A 16,180-nucleotide genomic window follows, 5' to 3' on the forward strand; every position below is an offset into this window, starting at 1 on the left:
CTCCCTGAAGCGGTCCCGAGCGGTTCCTGAGCGGTCCTGAGCGGTTCCCGAGCGGTTCCTGAGCGGTCCTGAGCGTGCCGTCCCGGCCGCTCGGGGCCGCTTTCGTCGTCACTCCCGCGGCGACAGGAGGGCGGCCCCGTCCGTCTTGAAGGTGACCCACACCGTCTTGCCGACGGCGTGCTCGGTGACGCCCAGGTCGTCCGACAACTCCCGGGCCAGGTAGAGGCCACGGCCCGAGCACGCGTCCTCGGTCGGCGGGGGCGCGGGCGCGGGCCGGTCGCCGGTGTCGCGCACCGCGAGCCGCAGCACCGGGCCGTCGAGGGTCAGCGTCACGCAGTACTGCCTGCCCGGGGGCGCGCCGTGCAGCAGGGCGTTCGTGGCGAGCTCCGACGCGCACAGCGTGACGTCGTCGAACCGGTCGACGCAGCCCCAGTCCGTCAGCGTCTGCTGGACGAACACCCGTGCGGCCCGTACGGAGGCGCGGGTGCGGGGGAAACGACGTTGCCGTGACTGGTGCCGTGACAGGGGCACGGGGGCACCTCCATGGTTCAGGGGCGTCCTGCGGCGAAACCTCACTGTTGTTCGCGAAAGGTAACAAGGTCGGTGGGGTGGCTGAGGGTGGCTGAGGGTGGCGGTTGGCCGATGAGGCAAGTCGCCTACCGTGTAGGGCGGCAGGGTCGCAGGAACGGTCGGCCGTACAGGAGGACGTCGTGGGTGGGAGCGGTTGGGTCAGCACGTCGTTGCCGTATCTGACGCCGGGGGACCCCGGGCGGGGCGACGCCTGGGCGGCGGAGGCGGCGGCACAGGGCCGGCGCGGCGGTCAGCGCATCCTGCACGCCGGTGAGACGCCCGCCCCCGCCGAGGTCGCGGCGCTGCTCGGCGTCCCGGAGGGCGACCCGGTCGTGGTGCGCCGGCGGCTGATCCTCCTCGACGACGAGCCCAGCGAGCTCACCGACACGTACTACCCGCTCGCCATAGCCGGCGGCACCCGTCTCGCCGGCGTCGCCAAGATCCCCGGCGGTGCGCTGACGCTGCTCGCCGAGCTCGGCCACGTCGGCGTCCTCGTCCGGGAGGACGTGACGGCCGGGATGCCCGACGAGGAGGAGCGCCGAGTCCTTCGGACCGCCGCCGGGGAACCGGTCCTGCGGCTGCTCCGGCTCACGCTCGACCGCGACGACCGGCCGATCCAGGCCGACCGTATGGTGATGCCAGCCCTCCGGCAGAGGCTGCGCTACCAGATCAGGATCGGATGACCGTGCCCAAGGCAGAACCGGAAGCCGTCGACCGCCGCTCCCTCCATGAGCGCATCGCGGCCGATCTGCGCGACGACATCATGAGCGGAGAGCTCGCTCCCGGCGCCAACCTGCCCACCACCGCCCAGCTGAAGGAACGCTTCGGGGCGTCGAGCGCCACCGTTCAGAAGGCCCTGCGCCTGCTCAAGGAGGAGCTCCTGGTGGTCGGGCGCGCGGGCGCCGCCGTGACCGTCCGGGCCCACCGCCGGCGCACGGTCCGGCCCGCCGACCTCGCGCGGCCCGCAGATCCCGGGGCGCCCTACCGCTGGCTCACCGAGTCCGCCAAGCACGGCTCGCACGCCCGCAGCGAGCTCCTCGAGGTCGGGGAGCGCCGCCCGCCCGCCGACGTCCGCGCCGCCCTGGGCCTTCCTGCGGACGGCGCCGCCCTGCTGCGCAGCCAGATCCTCCTGGTCGACGACGAGCCCGCCGAGCTGGTCGAGTCCTACTACCCCCTGGACGTCGCCCGCGGCACGCCCTTGGCCGAGCGCCGCCGGATCAGGGGCGGCGCCCCCGCCCTGCTGACCCGGCTCGGCCACCCGCCCCGGCTGAGCACGGACCGCGTCTGCGCCCGCGTCCCTACCCAGCACCAGTACCAGGCGCTCCGGCTCACCGGCGCCATGCCGGTGCTGCGCACCCTGCGCGTCGTCCGCGGCGACGACGGCCGTCCCGTCGAGGTGACCGTCATGGTGAAGGCGGGCCATCTCTACGAGTTGCAGTACGAGTTCGCCTCGCAGGAGCCGCAGGAGCCGCAGGAGCCGCAGGACCGGCAGGGGCCGGACGGACTCTAGGGGCGGCCGCTCTCCTCCGCCAGCATCCGCCGCAGCAGTCCCCGCAGCGCCACCCGCTCCTGCTCGGCCAGCCCCGCCAGCGGCTCCCGGGCGAACCGCAGCGACTCGCGCAGGCCCTTGGCGACGTCACGGCCCTCGTCCGTCGCCGCCGCCAGCTTCACCCGGCGGTCGGCCGGGTCGGGGCGGCGCTCGACCAGGCCGCGGGATTCCAGGCGGTCCACGATGCCGGTCACGTTGGACGGTTCGCACTTCAGCTTCTGCGCCAGCTTGCGCATCGGCAGCGGCTCCAGCGAGAGCAGACTCAGCAGTCGGGCCTGCGCCCCGGTGAGGGAGTGGTCGGCGGCGGCGTCCTCGTAGTCCTCGTAGAAGCGCGCCACGACCTCGCCGATCAGCTCGACGACCTCCATGGTCAGGGCGTCGGGCAGGGTGGTCGGGGCAGCTGGACGAGGGGGCGGATGTGAGGCGGCCATGGATCCAGGGTACCCGTTTACTTGACATCCTGAAATATTCAGCGGCATGGTTGTTTCAGGTAATGAAGCATTTCCGTACCGACGCGCTCTCCACACGTGAAAGGCAGCCCCCCATGACTGACTCGGCCCTCCCCGCCACCGGCCGCGAATGGCGTCTGCTCAGCCGCCCCGTCGGCTGGCCGAAGCCCGAGGACTTCGAGCTGGCCGAGACGGAGATCCGCCGGCCCGGTCCGGGCGAGGTGCTGGTGCGCAACGCGTACGTCTCCGTCGACCCCTACATGCGCGGCCGCATGAGCAGCGCCAAGTCCTACGTCGCCCCCTTCGAGCTGGGCAAGGTCATGCAGGGCGGGGCGGTCGGCGAGGTCGTCGCCTCCGAGGCGGAGGGCGTGGCGCCCGGCGACCACGTCCTGCACTTCGGCGGCTGGCGCGAGTACGCGGTCGTCGACGCCAAGCAGGCCGTCAAGGTCGACCCCGACGCCGCGCCCCTGTCCACCTACCTCGGCGTCCTCGGCATGACCGGCCTCACCGCCTACGCCGGACTGCTGCGCACCGCCTCCTTCAAGGAGGGCGACTCCGTCTTCGTGTCGGGCGCGGCCGGCGCCGTCGGCAGCCAGGTCGGCCAGATCGCCCGGCTCAAGGGGGCCTCCCGGGTCATCGGCTCGGCCGGCTCCGACGAGAAGGTCAAGCTCCTGGTCGAGGAGTACGGCTTCGACGCCGCCTTCAACTACAAGAACGGCCCGGTCGCCGAGCAGCTGCGCGAGGCCGCCCCCGACGGGATAGACGTCTACTTCGACAACGTCGGCGGCGATCACCTCGAGGCGGCCATCGGCTCCCTCAACACGAAGGGCCGCATCGCGATCTGCGGCATGATCTCCGTCTACAACAACACCGAGCCGGCCCCCGGCCCGAAGAACCTCGCCCGCCTCATCCAGACCCGCGGCCGCATCGAGGGACTCCTCGTCGGCGACCACTACGACCTGCAGCCGCAGTTCGTCCAGGAGGTCGGCGCCTGGGTCCGCTCCGGTGAGCTGAAGTACCGCGAGACGGTCGTCGAGGGCATCGAGAACAACCTCGAGGCGTTCCTCGGCGTCCTGCGCGGCGACAACACCGGGAAGATGATCGTCAAGCTCTGACCCCGCCCCGGCCCGGCCGTCTCCGCCGCGCGGGCCGCACCCCCGGACGTGGGGTGCGGCCCGCGCTCGGCCGCCCGCCGTGGGACCTCGCCGCGGTACGCGCCGAGCGTCCCGGCTCGACGGCCCTGTGCGCCGACCGTCCTGTCGCCCGCACCGGCCGCCCCGCCGTCAGGGGTGTGCGAGGGCCGCGGTGTGCGCCGCCTTCACCAGCCGTTCGTTCTCCGGCGCGGCGCCGCCCGGGAAGGCGCAGCGGCGGCGCGTGTAGCCGTAGGCCAGCCCGCTGCGCGGGTCCGCGAAGGCCTGGCAGCCGCCCGCCCCGCTGTGCCCGAACGCTCCGACGCCCAGGAACGGGTACCAGGTGTCCGCCGTGGCCTGGAAGCCGAGGCCGTACGCCTTGTGCGAGCGCGCCACCACGTCGTGGCCCACCGAGTGCAGCTGCCCGAACTCCGCGGCCGTGTCCTCCTTCAGCAGCGGCGCCTTCCCGTCGGTCTCGCTGATCGCCGCCGCGTACATGCCGGCCAGCCCGCGCGCCGACGCCACCCCGCCCACCGAGGCCGGTCCGCGGGCCCGGATCAGCGGGTCGTTGGGCAGCAGCTCGAGGTCGGTCGGCTGGGCGCCGTGCAGGTTGAACGCGACGGCGGCCAGCGTGTGCGGTCCGCCGGGCAGCGCGTCCAGCAGCGCCCGCTGCTCGGCGGTCGGCGCCATCGGCTGCGCGCTGCGGAACCGCGGCTCGTGCGCCGCCGGCAGCCCCAGGAAGAAGTCCAGCCCGTACGGGACGCGCACCCGCTCCGCGTACACCTCCTGGAGGGTGCGGCCCGTGGCCCGCCGGACGACCTCGCCGGTGAGCGCCCCGATGACCAGCGCGTGGTAGCCGAACGCGGAGCCCGGCCGCCAGAACGGCCGCTGGTCGGCGAGGCGTTCGGCGAGCTGGCGGTCGTCGGCCAGTTCCTGCGGCGAGAACCCGCCGTCCGTGCCGACCACTCCCGCCCGGTGCGCGAGCAGCTCCCGCAGGGTCAGCGCCCCCTTGCCCTCGGCGGCGAACTCCGGCCAGTAGTAGGTGACTTTGCGGTCCAGTTCCAGGGTGCCCTCCTGGACCAGCAGCGCGACCACCAGATGGGCGGCGCCCTTGGTCGACGAGTAGACGCCGTAGAGGGAGTCGGGTCCGGCGCCGTCCGTGGACGCCCACAGGTCGACGACCCGCCGGCCATGCACATACGCGCACAACTGGCCTTCGTAGTCCGGCTGTTCCTCCGCTACGAACGCGGCGAACTCCTCCCGCACCGCTTCGAATCCTTCGGCGACGCTGCCGTGGATCTCCTTGGTCGTCCGAGTCAATCGAGTCATCCGTTCTCCTCAACCAGCCCGCTGCTTGCGTGTGTCCTGATGATCGACGCCTGTGCGACCTGCGGGAACTGCCCTTCGGACGATCCCGGACAGGGGCTTCCGGGATCGTTGCTTCCGGAGATCGGTACGGCGAGGTGTGCCTGTTCGACTCAACTGCGGCAGGGGGGCGTGGGTGTCACCGATGCCCCGGATGGCCCATCGCGGCCCTCTCGGGCGCCCGCCGGGTGAGGTGAACACGGCCGATAGAATTCGGTCATGCGCGATCTCGGGGTGGGCTTCCAGTACCTGCTGAAGGGCCAGCGGTGGGTGGCCCGGCACGGCAGGCAGTACGGGTTCGGGCTGGTCCCCGGCCTGATCACGCTCGTCCTGTACCTCGCGGCCCTGGTCGCGCTCGCGGTGTGGGGCGAGGACTTCGTGGGGTGGGCGACGCCGTTCGCCGACGACTGGTCGAGCCCCTGGATCGACCTCTTCCGCGACTTCCTCACCGTCGTGCTGTTCGCTCTCGGCCTTCTTCTCGCCGTCCTGACCTTCACCGCCGTCACCCTGCTCATCGGGCAGCCCTTCTACGAGAGCCTCTCCGAGCGGGTCGACCGGGACGTCTCGCCCGACGGCACGGCCCCCGAGTCCGGGCTGCCGCTCTGGCGGGAACTGTGGATCTCCGCCCGGGACAGCCTGCGCGTCCTGGCCCGCGCGCTGGTGTGGGCGGTGCTGCTGTTCGCCCTCGGGTTCGTCCCGGTCGTCGGCCAGACGGTCGTGCCGGTGCTCGGGTTCTTCGTCACCGGCTTCTTCCTCACCGAGGAGCTCGCCGCCGTCGCCTTGCAGCGCCGCGACGTCGACCTGCGCGCGCGCCTCGCCCTCTTCCGCTCCCGCAAGACGCTGATCTGGGGCTTCGGCACGCCCCTGGGGCTGGCCTTCCTGGTGCCCTTCGTCGCCGTGTTCCTGATGCCGGGCGCGGTCGCCGGCGCCACCCTGCTCGCCCGTGAACTGCTCGGCGAGGAGATCTCCGAGGGAGCCGGGGCGGCCGACGCGGACGCGGCGGACGGAGCCGTCGCCGCCGGCCGGGACGCCGCCGGCGCATCCCGTGCGTACGGGCGGCCCGGCGCCGTGGACCGATGACACCGCCGCCCGTGAAGACGGCCAACCTGGGCGTCCTCTTCCTGATCGAGCTGGCCGCCCTCGCGGCCGTCTCCCTCTGGGGCTTCTCCACCGCGTACCCCTGGCTGCTGGGGCTCGCCTCCCCGACGGCGCTGATCGTGCTCTGGGCGCTGTGCGGATCGCCGCGGGCCCGCTTCGCGCTCAGCGGCGCCGCCCGGGCCGGTTTCGAAGCGGTCTGGTTCGGGGCCGGGGTCGTCGCGTTCTGGGCCGTCGGCGCGCACGGCTGGGCACTGGGCTTCGCGCTCGTGTGCGCGGTCAGCAAGGCCCTCGCGGTCGCATGGGACCAGTGAGCCGCCCGCAGGCCGTCGGGGCCGAGGCGGACGACCGGTGGTCCTTTGTGAAGGGTTCGTACGAAACCCGGGCGGGCCGCTCGATCGCCGACCGGAGGAACACCGCGACGATTACCGTGTGGGCAGGCGCTCGCCGCCTCCGCGAACAGCCCCGGTCCGGGACCTGACCCCTGGACCGGGGCAATGCTTTTCTCCGGGCCTCCGGCTTCGCGGACCCCTCGCGGCTTTCGCGGACCCCCGTCGCCGGCTACCGGGCGGAGAAGCCGTACACCGTCTGCGACCGGTAGACCTCGCCCGGCCGCAGGACCGTGCTCGGGAACTCCGGGCGGTTCGGCGAGTCGGGGAAGTGCTGGGTCTCCAGCGCGACGCCCTCGCCGGGCGCGAACGGCTCGCCGAGGTGGTCGGCGGTGTAGAACTGGAGCCCCGGCTCGGTCGTCGCCACCGTCAGCACCCGTCCGGACGACGGGTCGTGCAGCTCGGCCACCTCGGCCGGCGCGTCCGTGACGCCCTTGTCGAGCACGAAGTTGTGGTCGTAGCCGGAGTCGACCTTGCGCGACGCGCGGAAGTCGAAGCGGGTGCCCGCGACCGGCGCGAGCTCCCCGGTCGGGATCAGGTCGGCGTCCACCGGCGTGTAGCGGGAGGCGGCCAGCCGCAGCTCGTGCCCGCCGGCGCCGCCGCTGCCGGGGCCGGCGAGGTTGAAGTAGCTGTGGTTGGTCAGGTTCACCGTCGTCGGCGCGTCCGTGACCGCCTCGTACACGAAGGACAGCGCCCCCGACGCGTCGAGCGTGTACGTCGCCGACACCTCCAGCCGGCCCGGGAAGCCCTCCTCGCCGTGCGCACTGACCCGGCTCAGCCGCAGCCCGTGCTCGACCGGCTCCACCTCCCACACCCGCTTGTCGAAGCCGCGCGCGCCGCCGTGCAGGGAGTTCGGCGCGTTGTTGGGCTCCAGCGCGTACGTCAGGCCGTCCAGCCGGAAGCGGGCGTGCGCGATCCGGTTGGCGTACCGCCCCACCAGCGCGCCGAGGTAGGGCTCGGGGTGGGTGAGATAGCCGTCCAGATCCGCGAACCCCAGGACCACGTCCGCCGTGCGGCCGTCGCGGTCCGGGACCTCGACGGACTGCACGATCCCGCCGTACGACAGGACCCGCACCCGGGTTCCCGCCCGCTCCAGGGTCCAGCGGTGCACCGCGGTGCCGTCGGAAAGTGTTCCGAAGTGTTCGCTCATGGGCGGAACTTTAGGTCACGAGGTCGTCGCGGTGACCTTGCGATACGCCATCTCCGCGAGCCGCGCCTGCCCGTCCTTGCTCGGATGGAACCAGTCCCAGTGACTCAGCTGCGCGGTGCCGAACCGGAAGTCGTACACCGCGCCGCCGTCGAACCGGCACCGCGCGTCCTTCGCGCAGACCTCCTTCAACACCGTGTTGTACTCCTCCACCCGCTTCGACACGGTCGCCCGCCGCAGCGTCGCCGCCGAGTCCAGCGCGTCCGCGTCGCCCAGCATCGACGGACAGATCCCCAGCTTCCACACCTGCTTGCCCAGCGCGTTCGTCCGCCCCTGCGACCACAGCCGCTTGAGGTTCGGCACGCTCGCCACGTACACCTGCGTCCTCGGCAGCGCGCGCCGCAGCGTGCGGAGCGCCTCCTCGAACTGGGCGCGGAAGTCCGCCACCGGCGTCATCGCCGCCGTCGACTTGCGGCACGCGTCGTTCGCGCCCGTCATCACCGCCACCAGCTGCGGTTTCTGCGCCGTCGCCCGCACCATCTGGGCCGGCAGGTCCGCCATCCGGGCCCCGGTCTCGGCATGGTTCCAGCTGTGCGTGGCCGCCTTCGCCGGGCCCAGCAGCCGGACGGCGAGACTGTTCACCTCGGCGCTGCTGCCGGTCGCCCAGGACACCTCGGGGCAGTCCGCGAGGACACCGCAGGCGTCGAAGCCGCGCGTGATCGAGTCGCCGACCGCCGCCACCGAGTCGGGGCTCGTGTCCCACTGCGACGTCGGCGACGGCTTCGCCTGCCGGGCCCGGGTGCCCGGCGCCCCCGCGCCGTCGCCGCCCTGGGCGTCGCAGCCGGCCAGTCCCAGGACGGCCGCCGTCGTGCCCGCGAGCAGGGCCCGCGCGTGCCGGTTTCGCATCCGCATCCGCTGGTGTTCCCCTCGACTCCGCCGACTCTGTCCGATCTTCGAACACGCTCTCCTCATGACAACGCACGGGAGTTCCCGGCGAATGACACCCACAAGATGGAACGCTCCATGCCCGCACAGGCGTCCTGCCGAGTGAAAGGCGGACGTTTCACGGCACTGGGACCGACGGTACGTCACACTCCTTGCGCCGCCGCACGGTAGCCTCGCCATCAGCGCGGCTGCCTGCCACCGCCGCCCTGCCAGCCAGCAAGACTGTCCCGCTCTGCCCGGAGGTCCCGGTGACGACACGTGGAGTTCTGTACGTGCACTCCGCGCCGCGCGCGTTGTGCCCGCACGTCGAATGGGCCGTCGCCGGGGTGCTCGGCACGCGCGTCGGCCTCGACTGGATCCGGCAGCCCGCCGCGCCCGGCACCTGGCGCTCGGAGTTCTCCTGGAAGGGCGAGGCGGGCACGGCCTCCAAGCTGGCCTCCGCGCTGCGCGGCTGGCAGATGCTGCGCTTCGAGGTCACCGCCGAGCCCTGCGCCACGGCCGAGGGCGAGCGCTACAGCTGCACGCCCGAACTGGGCATCTTCCACGCCGTCACCGGCATCCACGGTGACATCCTGATCCCGGAGGACAGGCTGCGCGCCGCCCTGCTGCGCAGCAGGCGCGGCGAGACGGACCTCGAGGGCGAACTCGCCAAGCTCCTCGGCAAGCCGTGGGACGACGAGCTGGAGTCCTTCCGGCACGCGGGCGAGGGAGCCCCGGTGCGCTGGCTGCACCAGGTGGTGTGACCCGCGTGATGTGACCGCCCGTCCCTCCGGGGCGCGCGAACCGCGCGATCAGCCCCGCCGGCCCGCGGCCTACGACCGACGCGAAGCGGCCCGGACCCCCACGGGGTCCGGGCCGCTTCGCGTGCACCAGGCGGATCAGACCGTCCGGAACGCCAGGACGACGTTGTGCCCGCCGAACCCGAACGAGTCGTTCAGGGCGGCGATACGGCCCTCGACGGGCAGCTTGCGCGCCTCGCCGCGCACGATGTCCGCGTTCGCCTCGGCCTCGGGGTCGAGGTTCTCGACGTTGATGGTGGGCGGGGCGATCCGGTTGTACAGCGCGAGCACCGTCGCGACGGACTCGACACCGCCCGCGCCGCCGAGCAGGTGACCGGTCATGGACTTGGTCGCGGAGACCGCGAAGTGGTCCGCGTCGTCGCCGAAGACCTTGCGCAGCGCCTTCAGTTCGGCCACGTCACCGGCCGGCGTGGAGGTGGCGTGCGCGTTGACGTGCACGATCTCCGCCGGGTTCAGGTCGGTGTTGTCCAGCAGGTTCTGCAGGGCGTGCGCGATGCCGCGGCCCTCGGGCTCCGGCTGCACGATGTCGTGGCTGTCGGCGGAGATGCCCTGGCCGACGGCCTCGGCGTACACCCGGGCGCCGCGCGCGGCGGCATGCTCCGCGGACTCCAGGACGATCACGCCGGCGCCCTCGCCCATGACGAAGCCGTCGCGGGCGACGTCGTAGGGACGCGAGGCGGCCTGCGGGTTCTCGTTGTTCTTGGACATCGCCATCATGTTGCCGAACGCGGCGATGGGCAGCGGGTGGATCGCCGCCTCCGTGCCGCCGGCCACGACGACGTCGGCGCGGCCCGTGCGGATCATCTCGATGGCGTAGCCGATGGCCTCCGCGCCCGACGCGCACGCCGAGACCGGCGTGTGCACGCCGGCGCGGGCGCCCACGAGCAGACCCACGTTGGCGGACGGGCTGTTCGGCATCAGCATGGGCACGGTGTGCGGGGAGACGCGGCGGACGCCCTTCTCCTTCAGCACGTCGTACTGGTCGAGCAGGGTGGTCACGCCGCCGATGCCGGAGGCGATGACCGCGCCGAGCCGGTCGGGGTCGACCTTGCCGTCGCTGCCGTCCTCACCGGCCTTGCCGGAGAACCCGGCGTCCTTCCAGGCTTCCTGGGCCGCGATCAGCGCGAACTGCGCCGAGCGGTCCAGCTTGCGGGCCTGCGGCCGCGGAATGACCTCGAGGGGCTCCACCGCGACCGGGGCCGCGATCTTGACGGCCTGATCGGCCGCCCACTCCTGGGACAGTGCCTTGACGCCGGACTTGCCGGCGACGAGGCCCTCCCAGGTAGAGGCTGCGTCGCCACCCAGCGGTGTGGTTGCGCCGATACCGGTGACGACCACGGTGCGATTGGTCGGGCTCACGGATTCTTTCTCCAACGTTGCGAGGAGGACTGCCCCCGCCTCAGCGGGGAGAACGGCGCCACCGCCGGGTGGCGGGGCAGTTCAGCCCAGGTGATCGGTAGATCAGGCCTGGTGCTTGAGGATGTAGCTCGTCGCGTCGCCGACGGTCTTGAGGTTCTTGACGTCCTCGTCCGGGATCTTGACGTCGAAGCGCTCTTCGGCGGCGACGACGACCTCGACCATGGACAGCGAGTCGACGTCCAGGTCGTCGGTGAAGGACTTGTCCAGCTGGACGTCCTCAACCGGGATGCCGGCGATCTCGTTCACGATGTCGGCGAGACCGGCGACGATCTCTTCCTGAGTGGCGGCCATGTGGCGCTCCTTCTTTACTGTTCCAGAGGGTGTGGCATGGGCTGTTTCCCGTACCGGACCGGATGATCCGGCACGGAGTGCCTAGGGGAGGGTAACGACAGTGGCGGCGTAGACGAGACCCGCCCCGAATCCGATGACGAGCGCGGTGTCGCCGCTCTTCGCCTGACCGGTCGCCAGGAGCCGCTCCATCGCGAGCGGGATCGAGGCGGCCGAGGTGTTGCCGGTGGTGCGCACGTCACGGGCGACCGTGACCGTCTCCGGCAGTTTGAGGGTCTTCACCATCGAGTCGATGATCCGCTCGTTGGCCTGGTGCGGAATGAAGACGTCCAGCTCTTCGGCGGTGATGCCGGCGGCGTCCAGCGCCTCCTTGGCGACCTTCGCCATCTCGAACACGGCCCAGCGGAAGACCGCCTGGCCCTCCTGCGTGATGGCGGGGAACTTCGCGACGTGGCCGTCCCGGTAGTCCGTCCACGGCACGGTCTGCTTGATGGTCTCCGACTTGTCGCCCTCGGAGCCCCACACCGTCGGTCCGATGGCCGGTTCGGCGGAGGGGCCGACGACGACCGCGCCCGCGCCGTCGCCGAACAGGAAGGCCGTCGCGCGGTCCTCCAGGTCGGTCAGGTCGGACAGCCGTTCCACGCCGATGACGAGCACGTACTCGGCGGAGCCCTCCACGACCATGCCCTTGGCGAGGGTCAGGCCGTAGCCGAAGCCCGCGCAGCCGGCCGAGATGTCGAAGGCGGCGGCCTTGTTCGTGCCGAGCTTGTCGGCGATCTCGGTCGCCACGGCCGGGGTCTGCTTGAAGTGCGAGACGGTCGAGACGACCACCGCGCCGATCTGCTCGGCGGTGATCCCGGCGTCGGCGATCGCCTTGCCGGACGCCTCGACCGACATGGCGGCGACGGTCTCCTCGTCGTTCGCCCAGTGCCGGGTCTCGATGCCGGAGCGCGAGCGGATCCATTCGTCGGAGGAGTCGATCGTCTCCAGGATCACCTCGTTGGGCACGACCCGGGTCGGCCGGTAGCCGCCGACGCCCAGGATGCGCGCGTACGGGGAGCCCTTGCTGGGCTTGATCTTCGCCATCAGGGCTCCTCAGGCGACGCCGTGCTCGGCGATGAGCTCGCGAGCGGCGTCGAGATCGTCGGGGGTCTTCAGCGCCAGAGTCTTCACGCCGGGCAGGGCACGCTTGGCGAGGCCGACCAGCGTGCCGCCGGGGGAGACCTCGATGATCGCGGTCGCGCCGAGCTCCTTGAAGGTCTCCATGCACAGGTCCCAGCGGACCGGGTTGGCGACCTGGCCGACCAGCCGGTCCAGGATCTCCGCGCCGGTGGACACGGCCTGCCCGTCCTTGTTGGAGACGTAACGGACCGTCGGGTCGGAGGGGGTGAGCTCGGCGGCAGCCTTGGCCAGGGATTCGACGGCCGGCGCCATGTGGCGGGTGTGGAACGCGCCGGCGACCTTCAGCGGGACGACCTTGCGGACGCCCTCCGGCTTGTCCTCGTTCAGCGCGGCGAGCTGCTCCAGCGTGCCCGCGGCGACGATCTGGCCCGCGCCGTTGATGTTCGCCGGGGTCAGCCCCAGCTTCTCCAGGTGCGCGACGGAGACCTCGGGGTCGCCGCCGAGCAGCGCGGACATGCCGGTCTCGGTGATCGCGGCGGCGTCGGCCATGGCCAGGCCGCGCCTGCGGACCAGGCCCAGCGCGGCGGTGTCGTCGAGGACGCCCGCGAAGACGGCCGCGGTGATCTCGCCGACGCTGTGACCCGCGACGGCGCCGGGCGTGACGTCGCCGAGCGCCGCGGCGGAGACGAGCCCGGCCGCCACGAGCAGCGGCTGGGCGATCGCGGTGTCGCGGATCTCGTCCGCGTCGGCGTTCGTGCCGTAGTGCACCAGGTCGAGATCGATGGCCGTCGACAGGGCGCGCAGACGGTCCTCGACACCGGGAAGGTCGAGCCAGGGAGTCAGGAAGCCGGGCGTCTGGGCGCCCTGGCCGGGAGCGACGAGTACGAGCACTCTCACACTCTCTCTTGGGGACGGCCGAAGCCGCCCGTGGGGACAGGGACGAAGAACGGCAGGGGGTTTTGTGGACCCCCGACAAAAAGCTAGCTCTGAGGATCTCCATCGACCAGACGCCCCAGGATCAGCGCGATCCGGAGCGTGAACGCGGAGCGTACATCCGAAGGCGACCAGCCGGTGACGTCAGTCACACGTCGGAGCCGGTAGCGCACGGTGTTCGGATGCACGAAGAGCATCCGGGCGGCCCCTTCGAGACTGGACGCCTGTTCGAGGTAGACGGAGAGCGTCTCCAGGAGCGCCGACCCCGCCTCCTCCAGCGGTCTGTAGATCTCCTCCACCAACTGCTCACGCGCGCCGGGATCGCCGGCGATCGCGCGCTCCGGAAGAAGGTCGTCCGCCAGGACCGGCCGGGGTGCGTCCTGCCAGGCGGAACACGCCTTGAGCCCGGCCGCGGCGGCCTGTGCGGACCGGGTGGCGGCGAGCAGGTCGGGCACGACGGGCCCCGCCACCACCGGGCCGGCGGCGAACGGCCCGATCAGGGACTTGGCGACCGCCAGCGGGTTGTCGCTGCCGCCGGCGATCACCACGAGCCGGGAGCCGAGCACCCCGGTGAGCACCTGGAGCTTGGAGTGCCGCGAGGCCCGCCGGATCGCCTCCACGGTCAGTTCGGAGTCGCCGTCCGGGGCGGTGCCGAGGACGACGCACACGTGCTCCGGCGAGTTCCAGCCGAGCGCGGCGGCCCGGCTCACGGCCCCCTCGTCGGCCTCGCCGCTCAGCACGGCGTTCACGACGAGCGACTCGAGCCGGGCGTCCCAGGCGCCGCGGGCCTCGGCGGCCTGGGCGTAGACCTGGGCGGTGGCGAACGCGATCTCCCGGGCGTACACCAGCAGCGCCTCGCGCAGCACGTTCTCGTCACCGGGCGCCGCGACCTCGTCGATCGCGGACTCCATGACCTCGATGGTGGTGCGCACCATCTCCACCGTCTGCCGCAGCGTGATGGCCCGGGTCAGCTCGCGCGGCGCCGTGCCGAACACGTCGGTGGAGATGGCCTGCGGGGCGTCCGGATGCCGGAACCACTCGGTGAAGGCGGCGATGCCCGCCTGGGCGACCAGCCCGATCCAGGAACGGTTCTCCGGAGGCATCGCCCGGTACCACGGCAGTGTCTCGTCCATCCTCGCGATGGCCTGGGCGGCGAGGCTCCCGGAGGACTTCACCAGCCGCTTCAGCGTCGCGGGGTGGGAGTGGACGGCGTGCGCCGCGGGTTCGGGATGACTGGTTTCGGGTTCGGGCACGGGACAAGACTGCCTCATCCCGGCGGCCGCGTGTGCCGCCGGGTCGCAGGTGGGGACGTCCCGCCGCGGCCGGACGGCCCGCTTGCGGGCCGTGCGCGGGCCTTTCCTCCGCGCGCCCCGTCGCGGCCCGGCCCACCTCGCCCGGCGGCGGGTCTACCGTGGTCGCGTGATGGACGTACGGCGCGCCGACGAGCGCTTCCGGGGCGGGGACCGGGCGGCCGGGATCGACACCCGGCACGCCTTCTCCTTCGGCCCCCACTACGACCCCGACAACCTCCGCTTCGGCGCGCTGATCGCCTGCAACGAGGAACGCCTGGAGCCCGGCGCCGGCTTCGACGAGCATCCCCACAGCCACACCGAGATCGTGACCTGGGTGATCGAGGGGGAGCTGACCCACCGCGACTCGGCCGGACACGAGACGCGGGTGCGCCCCGGCGACGTCCAGCGGCTCAGCTGCGCGGCCGGCGTACGGCACGTGGAGCGCAACGACGGCGACGTTCCGCTGGCCTTCGTGCAGATGTGGCTGGCCCCGCTGGACGCCGGCGGCGAACCGTCGTACGAGATCGTCCGCGGCATCGCCGACCCCACCCCGTACGCCGTCCCCGAGTCCGGCGCGATGCTGCACGTGCGGCGCCTCGGCGCGGGGGAGCGGACGGCGGTCCCGGACGGGGAGCACGTGTACGTGCACGTCGTGCGCGGCGAGGTACGGCTGGACGGCGAGAAGCTGGGACCGGGCGACGCGGCTCGCGTCACGGACGCCGAGGACCTCGAGGCGGTGGGTCTGAGCGGCGCCGAGCTGCTGATCTGGGAGATGGCCCGCCCGGCCCCGGCTACCGCGCCTCGGCCAGCACCGCGTCCGTGAACGGCGGCCAGGCCTCGACGGCCCACGGCCCGAAGGCGCGGTCGGTGAGCGCGACGGCCGCGACGCCCGCCGCGGGATCCACCCACAGGAACGTGCCGGACTGGCCGAAGTGCCCGAACGTGCGTGGCGACGACGAACTCCCCGTCCAGTGCGGAGACTTGGAGTCACGGATCTCGAAGCCGAGCCCCCAGTCGTTGGGGTTCTGGTGCCCGTACCCCGGCAGGACGCCCTTCGTCCCTGGGTACTGCACGCTCGTCGCCGCCGCCACCGTCCGCGGATCCAGCAGCCGCGGCGCCTGCAGCTCGGCCGCGAAGCGCAGCAGGTCCGTGACGGTGGACACGCCGTCCTTGGCCGGCGAGCCCTCCAGGGAGGTCTGCGTCATCCCCAGCGGCTCCAGCACGGCCTGCCGCAGGTACTCCGCGAACGGGATGTCCGCCGCCTTCGCGATGTGGTCGCCGAGCTGCTCGAAACCGGCGTTGGAGTACAGCCGCCGCTCACCCGGGGCCGAGGTCGTCCGGTGCTCGTCGAAGGCCAGCCCGGAGGTGTGCGCGAGCAGATGACGCACCGTGGAGCCGGCCGGCCCCGCGGGCTCGTCCAGCTCCACCGCGCCCTCCTCGTACGCGACGAGGGCTGCGTACGCGGCGAGGGGCTTGGTGACCGAGGCCAGCGGGAAGCGCCGGCCGACCGGGCCGTGGGTCCCGATGACCGTGCCGTCGGCCCGTACGACGCCCGCCGAGGCGGAGGGAACCGGCCAGTTGTCGATCAACGCGAGACTCTTCAGCGACATGCCGACGAGCCTATGCCGTGCGCTCCGCGCGTCTCACCGCAGCAGCTCCGTCGAGGGGCCTCGGGGTCCGGCGGACC

Annotated in this window: 18 protein-coding genes; 7 read left to right on the top strand and 11 right to left on the bottom strand. The window is 72.5% G+C overall.

What is annotated here, in order from left to right; genetic code table 11:
• Nucleotides 1–108 precede the first annotated feature (108 nt).
• On the bottom strand, nt 109–531 hold the full coding sequence (locus ACH4ZA_RS30935; RefSeq protein ID WP_319279141.1) for an ATP-binding protein: 423 nt from the start codon (nt 529–531) through the stop codon (nt 109–111).
• A gap of 179 nt (nt 532–710) precedes the next feature.
• Between ACH4ZA_RS30935 and ACH4ZA_RS30940 the strand changes: the two genes are divergently transcribed.
• On the top strand, nt 711–1,253 hold the full coding sequence (locus ACH4ZA_RS30940) for a UTRA domain-containing protein (RefSeq protein ID WP_319279140.1): 543 nt from the start codon (nt 711–713) through the stop codon (nt 1,251–1,253).
• Nucleotides 1,250–2,080: a GntR family transcriptional regulator gene (locus tag ACH4ZA_RS30945; RefSeq protein ID WP_398432616.1), complete on the top strand. Its 831-nt coding sequence runs from the start codon at nt 1,250–1,252 to the stop codon at nt 2,078–2,080. Before ACH4ZA_RS30940 ends, ACH4ZA_RS30945 begins: the two co-directional genes overlap by 4 nt.
• Here the strand turns inward: ACH4ZA_RS30945 and ACH4ZA_RS30950 are convergent.
• A complete protein-coding gene (locus ACH4ZA_RS30950; protein ID WP_319279136.1) occupies nt 2,077–2,550 on the bottom strand; it encodes a MarR family transcriptional regulator in 474 nt (157 codons plus the stop codon). The genes ACH4ZA_RS30945 and ACH4ZA_RS30950 overlap by 4 nt on opposite strands.
• A gap of 113 nt (nt 2,551–2,663) precedes the next feature.
• Here ACH4ZA_RS30950 and ACH4ZA_RS30955 point away from each other — a divergent pair, with 113 nt between their 5' ends.
• Entirely contained in the window at nt 2,664–3,683 is a 1,020-nt protein-coding gene (locus ACH4ZA_RS30955) for an NADP-dependent oxidoreductase (RefSeq protein WP_398432617.1), read from the top strand.
• Nucleotides 3,684–3,851: 168 nt separating this feature from the next.
• Here ACH4ZA_RS30955 and ACH4ZA_RS30960 read toward each other — a convergent pair whose 3' ends face one another.
• The gene (locus ACH4ZA_RS30960) at nt 3,852–5,027 is read right to left on the bottom strand and encodes a serine hydrolase domain-containing protein (RefSeq protein WP_398432618.1); all 1,176 of its coding nucleotides are present in this window, start codon (nt 5,025–5,027) and stop codon (nt 3,852–3,854) included.
• A 255-nt stretch (nt 5,028–5,282) separates the two neighbouring features.
• On the opposite strand from ACH4ZA_RS30960, the gene ACH4ZA_RS30965 reads away from it, so the two are divergent.
• Both ACH4ZA_RS30965 and ACH4ZA_RS30970 read left to right on the top strand, forming a co-directional pair.
• The gene (locus tag ACH4ZA_RS30965; RefSeq protein ID WP_398432619.1) at nt 5,283–6,143 is read left to right on the top strand and encodes an EI24 domain-containing protein; all 861 of its coding nucleotides are present in this window, start codon (nt 5,283–5,285) and stop codon (nt 6,141–6,143) included.
• Between the two features lie 11 nt (nt 6,144–6,154).
• A complete protein-coding gene (locus ACH4ZA_RS30970) occupies nt 6,155–6,472 on the top strand; it encodes a YrdB family protein (protein WP_398432620.1) in 318 nt (105 codons plus the stop codon).
• Nucleotides 6,473–6,719: 247 nt separating this feature from the next.
• Here ACH4ZA_RS30970 and ACH4ZA_RS30975 read toward each other — a convergent pair whose 3' ends face one another.
• The gene (locus tag ACH4ZA_RS30975; protein ID WP_319279127.1) at nt 6,720–7,697 is read right to left on the bottom strand and encodes an aldose epimerase family protein; all 978 of its coding nucleotides are present in this window, start codon (nt 7,695–7,697) and stop codon (nt 6,720–6,722) included.
• 15 nt (nt 7,698–7,712) lie between these two features.
• On the bottom strand, nt 7,713–8,606 hold the full coding sequence (locus ACH4ZA_RS30980) for an SGNH/GDSL hydrolase family protein (protein WP_398432621.1): 894 nt from the start codon (nt 8,604–8,606) through the stop codon (nt 7,713–7,715).
• Between the two features lie 281 nt (nt 8,607–8,887).
• Between ACH4ZA_RS30980 and ACH4ZA_RS30985 the strand changes: the two genes are divergently transcribed.
• Nucleotides 8,888–9,382, top strand: a complete 495-nt coding sequence (locus ACH4ZA_RS30985; protein WP_319279123.1) for a DUF3145 domain-containing protein — start codon at nt 8,888–8,890, stop codon at nt 9,380–9,382.
• Between the two features lie 135 nt (nt 9,383–9,517).
• Here the strand turns inward: ACH4ZA_RS30985 and ACH4ZA_RS30990 are convergent, their stop codons facing one another.
• The 5 genes from ACH4ZA_RS30990 to ACH4ZA_RS31010 all read right to left on the bottom strand — a co-directional run bounded on the left by ACH4ZA_RS30990 (nt 9,518) and on the right by ACH4ZA_RS31010 (nt 14,454).
• The gene (locus ACH4ZA_RS30990) at nt 9,518–10,798 is read right to left on the bottom strand and encodes a beta-ketoacyl synthase (RefSeq protein WP_266717250.1); all 1,281 of its coding nucleotides are present in this window, start codon (nt 10,796–10,798) and stop codon (nt 9,518–9,520) included.
• 102 nt (nt 10,799–10,900) lie between these two features.
• Nucleotides 10,901–11,149, bottom strand: coding sequence for an acyl carrier protein (locus tag ACH4ZA_RS30995; RefSeq protein ID WP_057583001.1), 249 nt, complete (start codon nt 11,147–11,149; stop codon nt 10,901–10,903).
• A gap of 81 nt (nt 11,150–11,230) precedes the next feature.
• Nucleotides 11,231–12,232: a ketoacyl-ACP synthase III gene (locus ACH4ZA_RS31000; RefSeq protein WP_319279122.1), complete on the bottom strand. Its 1,002-nt coding sequence runs from the start codon at nt 12,230–12,232 to the stop codon at nt 11,231–11,233.
• A gap of 9 nt (nt 12,233–12,241) precedes the next feature.
• Complete coding sequence (locus ACH4ZA_RS31005) at nt 12,242–13,159, bottom strand: ACP S-malonyltransferase (RefSeq protein WP_319279120.1); 918 nt, start codon at nt 13,157–13,159, stop codon at nt 12,242–12,244.
• Between the two features lie 89 nt (nt 13,160–13,248).
• Complete coding sequence (locus ACH4ZA_RS31010) at nt 13,249–14,454, bottom strand: CdaR family transcriptional regulator (protein WP_057583007.1); 1,206 nt, start codon at nt 14,452–14,454, stop codon at nt 13,249–13,251.
• Nucleotides 14,455–14,623: 169 nt separating this feature from the next.
• Here ACH4ZA_RS31010 and ACH4ZA_RS31015 point away from each other — a divergent pair, with 169 nt between their 5' ends.
• A complete protein-coding gene (locus ACH4ZA_RS31015; RefSeq protein ID WP_398432634.1) occupies nt 14,624–15,316 on the top strand; it encodes a pirin family protein in 693 nt (230 codons plus the stop codon).
• Here ACH4ZA_RS31015 and ACH4ZA_RS31020 read toward each other — a convergent pair.
• A complete protein-coding gene (locus ACH4ZA_RS31020; protein WP_398432622.1) occupies nt 15,285–16,103 on the bottom strand; it encodes a serine hydrolase domain-containing protein in 819 nt (272 codons plus the stop codon). The two genes, ACH4ZA_RS31015 and ACH4ZA_RS31020, sit on opposite strands and share 32 nt — an antisense overlap.
• Nucleotides 16,104–16,180 lie beyond the last annotated feature (77 nt).

Origin of the sequence: Streptomyces sp. NPDC020597 (assembly GCF_044335095.1) — a bacterium.
Taxonomy (GTDB): Bacteria; Actinomycetota; Actinomycetes; order Streptomycetales; family Streptomycetaceae; genus Streptomyces.

Excerpts from the sequence above, each read along its gene's own strand:
- ACH4ZA_RS30965 (WP_398432619.1), top strand. The coding sequence starts at position 5,283 with ATGCGCGATCTCGGGGTGGGCTTCCAGTACCTGCTGAAGGGCCAGCGG.
- ACH4ZA_RS30975 (WP_319279127.1), bottom strand. The coding sequence starts at position 7,697 with ATGAGCGAACACTTCGGAACACTTTCCGACGGCACCGCGGTGCACCGC.
- ACH4ZA_RS30995 (WP_057583001.1), bottom strand. The coding sequence starts at position 11,149 with ATGGCCGCCACTCAGGAAGAGATCGTCGCCGGTCTCGCCGACATCGTG.
- ACH4ZA_RS30980 (WP_398432621.1), bottom strand. The coding sequence starts at position 8,606 with ATGCGGATGCGAAACCGGCACGCGCGGGCCCTGCTCGCGGGCACGACG.
- ACH4ZA_RS31015 (WP_398432634.1), top strand. The coding sequence starts at position 14,624 with ATGGACGTACGGCGCGCCGACGAGCGCTTCCGGGGCGGGGACCGGGCG.
- ACH4ZA_RS31000 (WP_319279122.1), bottom strand. The coding sequence starts at position 12,232 with ATGGCGAAGATCAAGCCCAGCAAGGGCTCCCCGTACGCGCGCATCCTG.
- ACH4ZA_RS30945 (WP_398432616.1), top strand. The coding sequence starts at position 1,250 with ATGACCGTGCCCAAGGCAGAACCGGAAGCCGTCGACCGCCGCTCCCTC.
- ACH4ZA_RS30955 (WP_398432617.1), top strand. The coding sequence starts at position 2,664 with ATGACTGACTCGGCCCTCCCCGCCACCGGCCGCGAATGGCGTCTGCTC.
- ACH4ZA_RS30960 (WP_398432618.1), bottom strand. The coding sequence starts at position 5,027 with ATGACTCGATTGACTCGGACGACCAAGGAGATCCACGGCAGCGTCGCC.
- ACH4ZA_RS31020 (WP_398432622.1), bottom strand. The coding sequence starts at position 16,103 with ATGTCGCTGAAGAGTCTCGCGTTGATCGACAACTGGCCGGTTCCCTCC.
- ACH4ZA_RS30950 (WP_319279136.1), bottom strand. The coding sequence starts at position 2,550 with ATGGCCGCCTCACATCCGCCCCCTCGTCCAGCTGCCCCGACCACCCTG.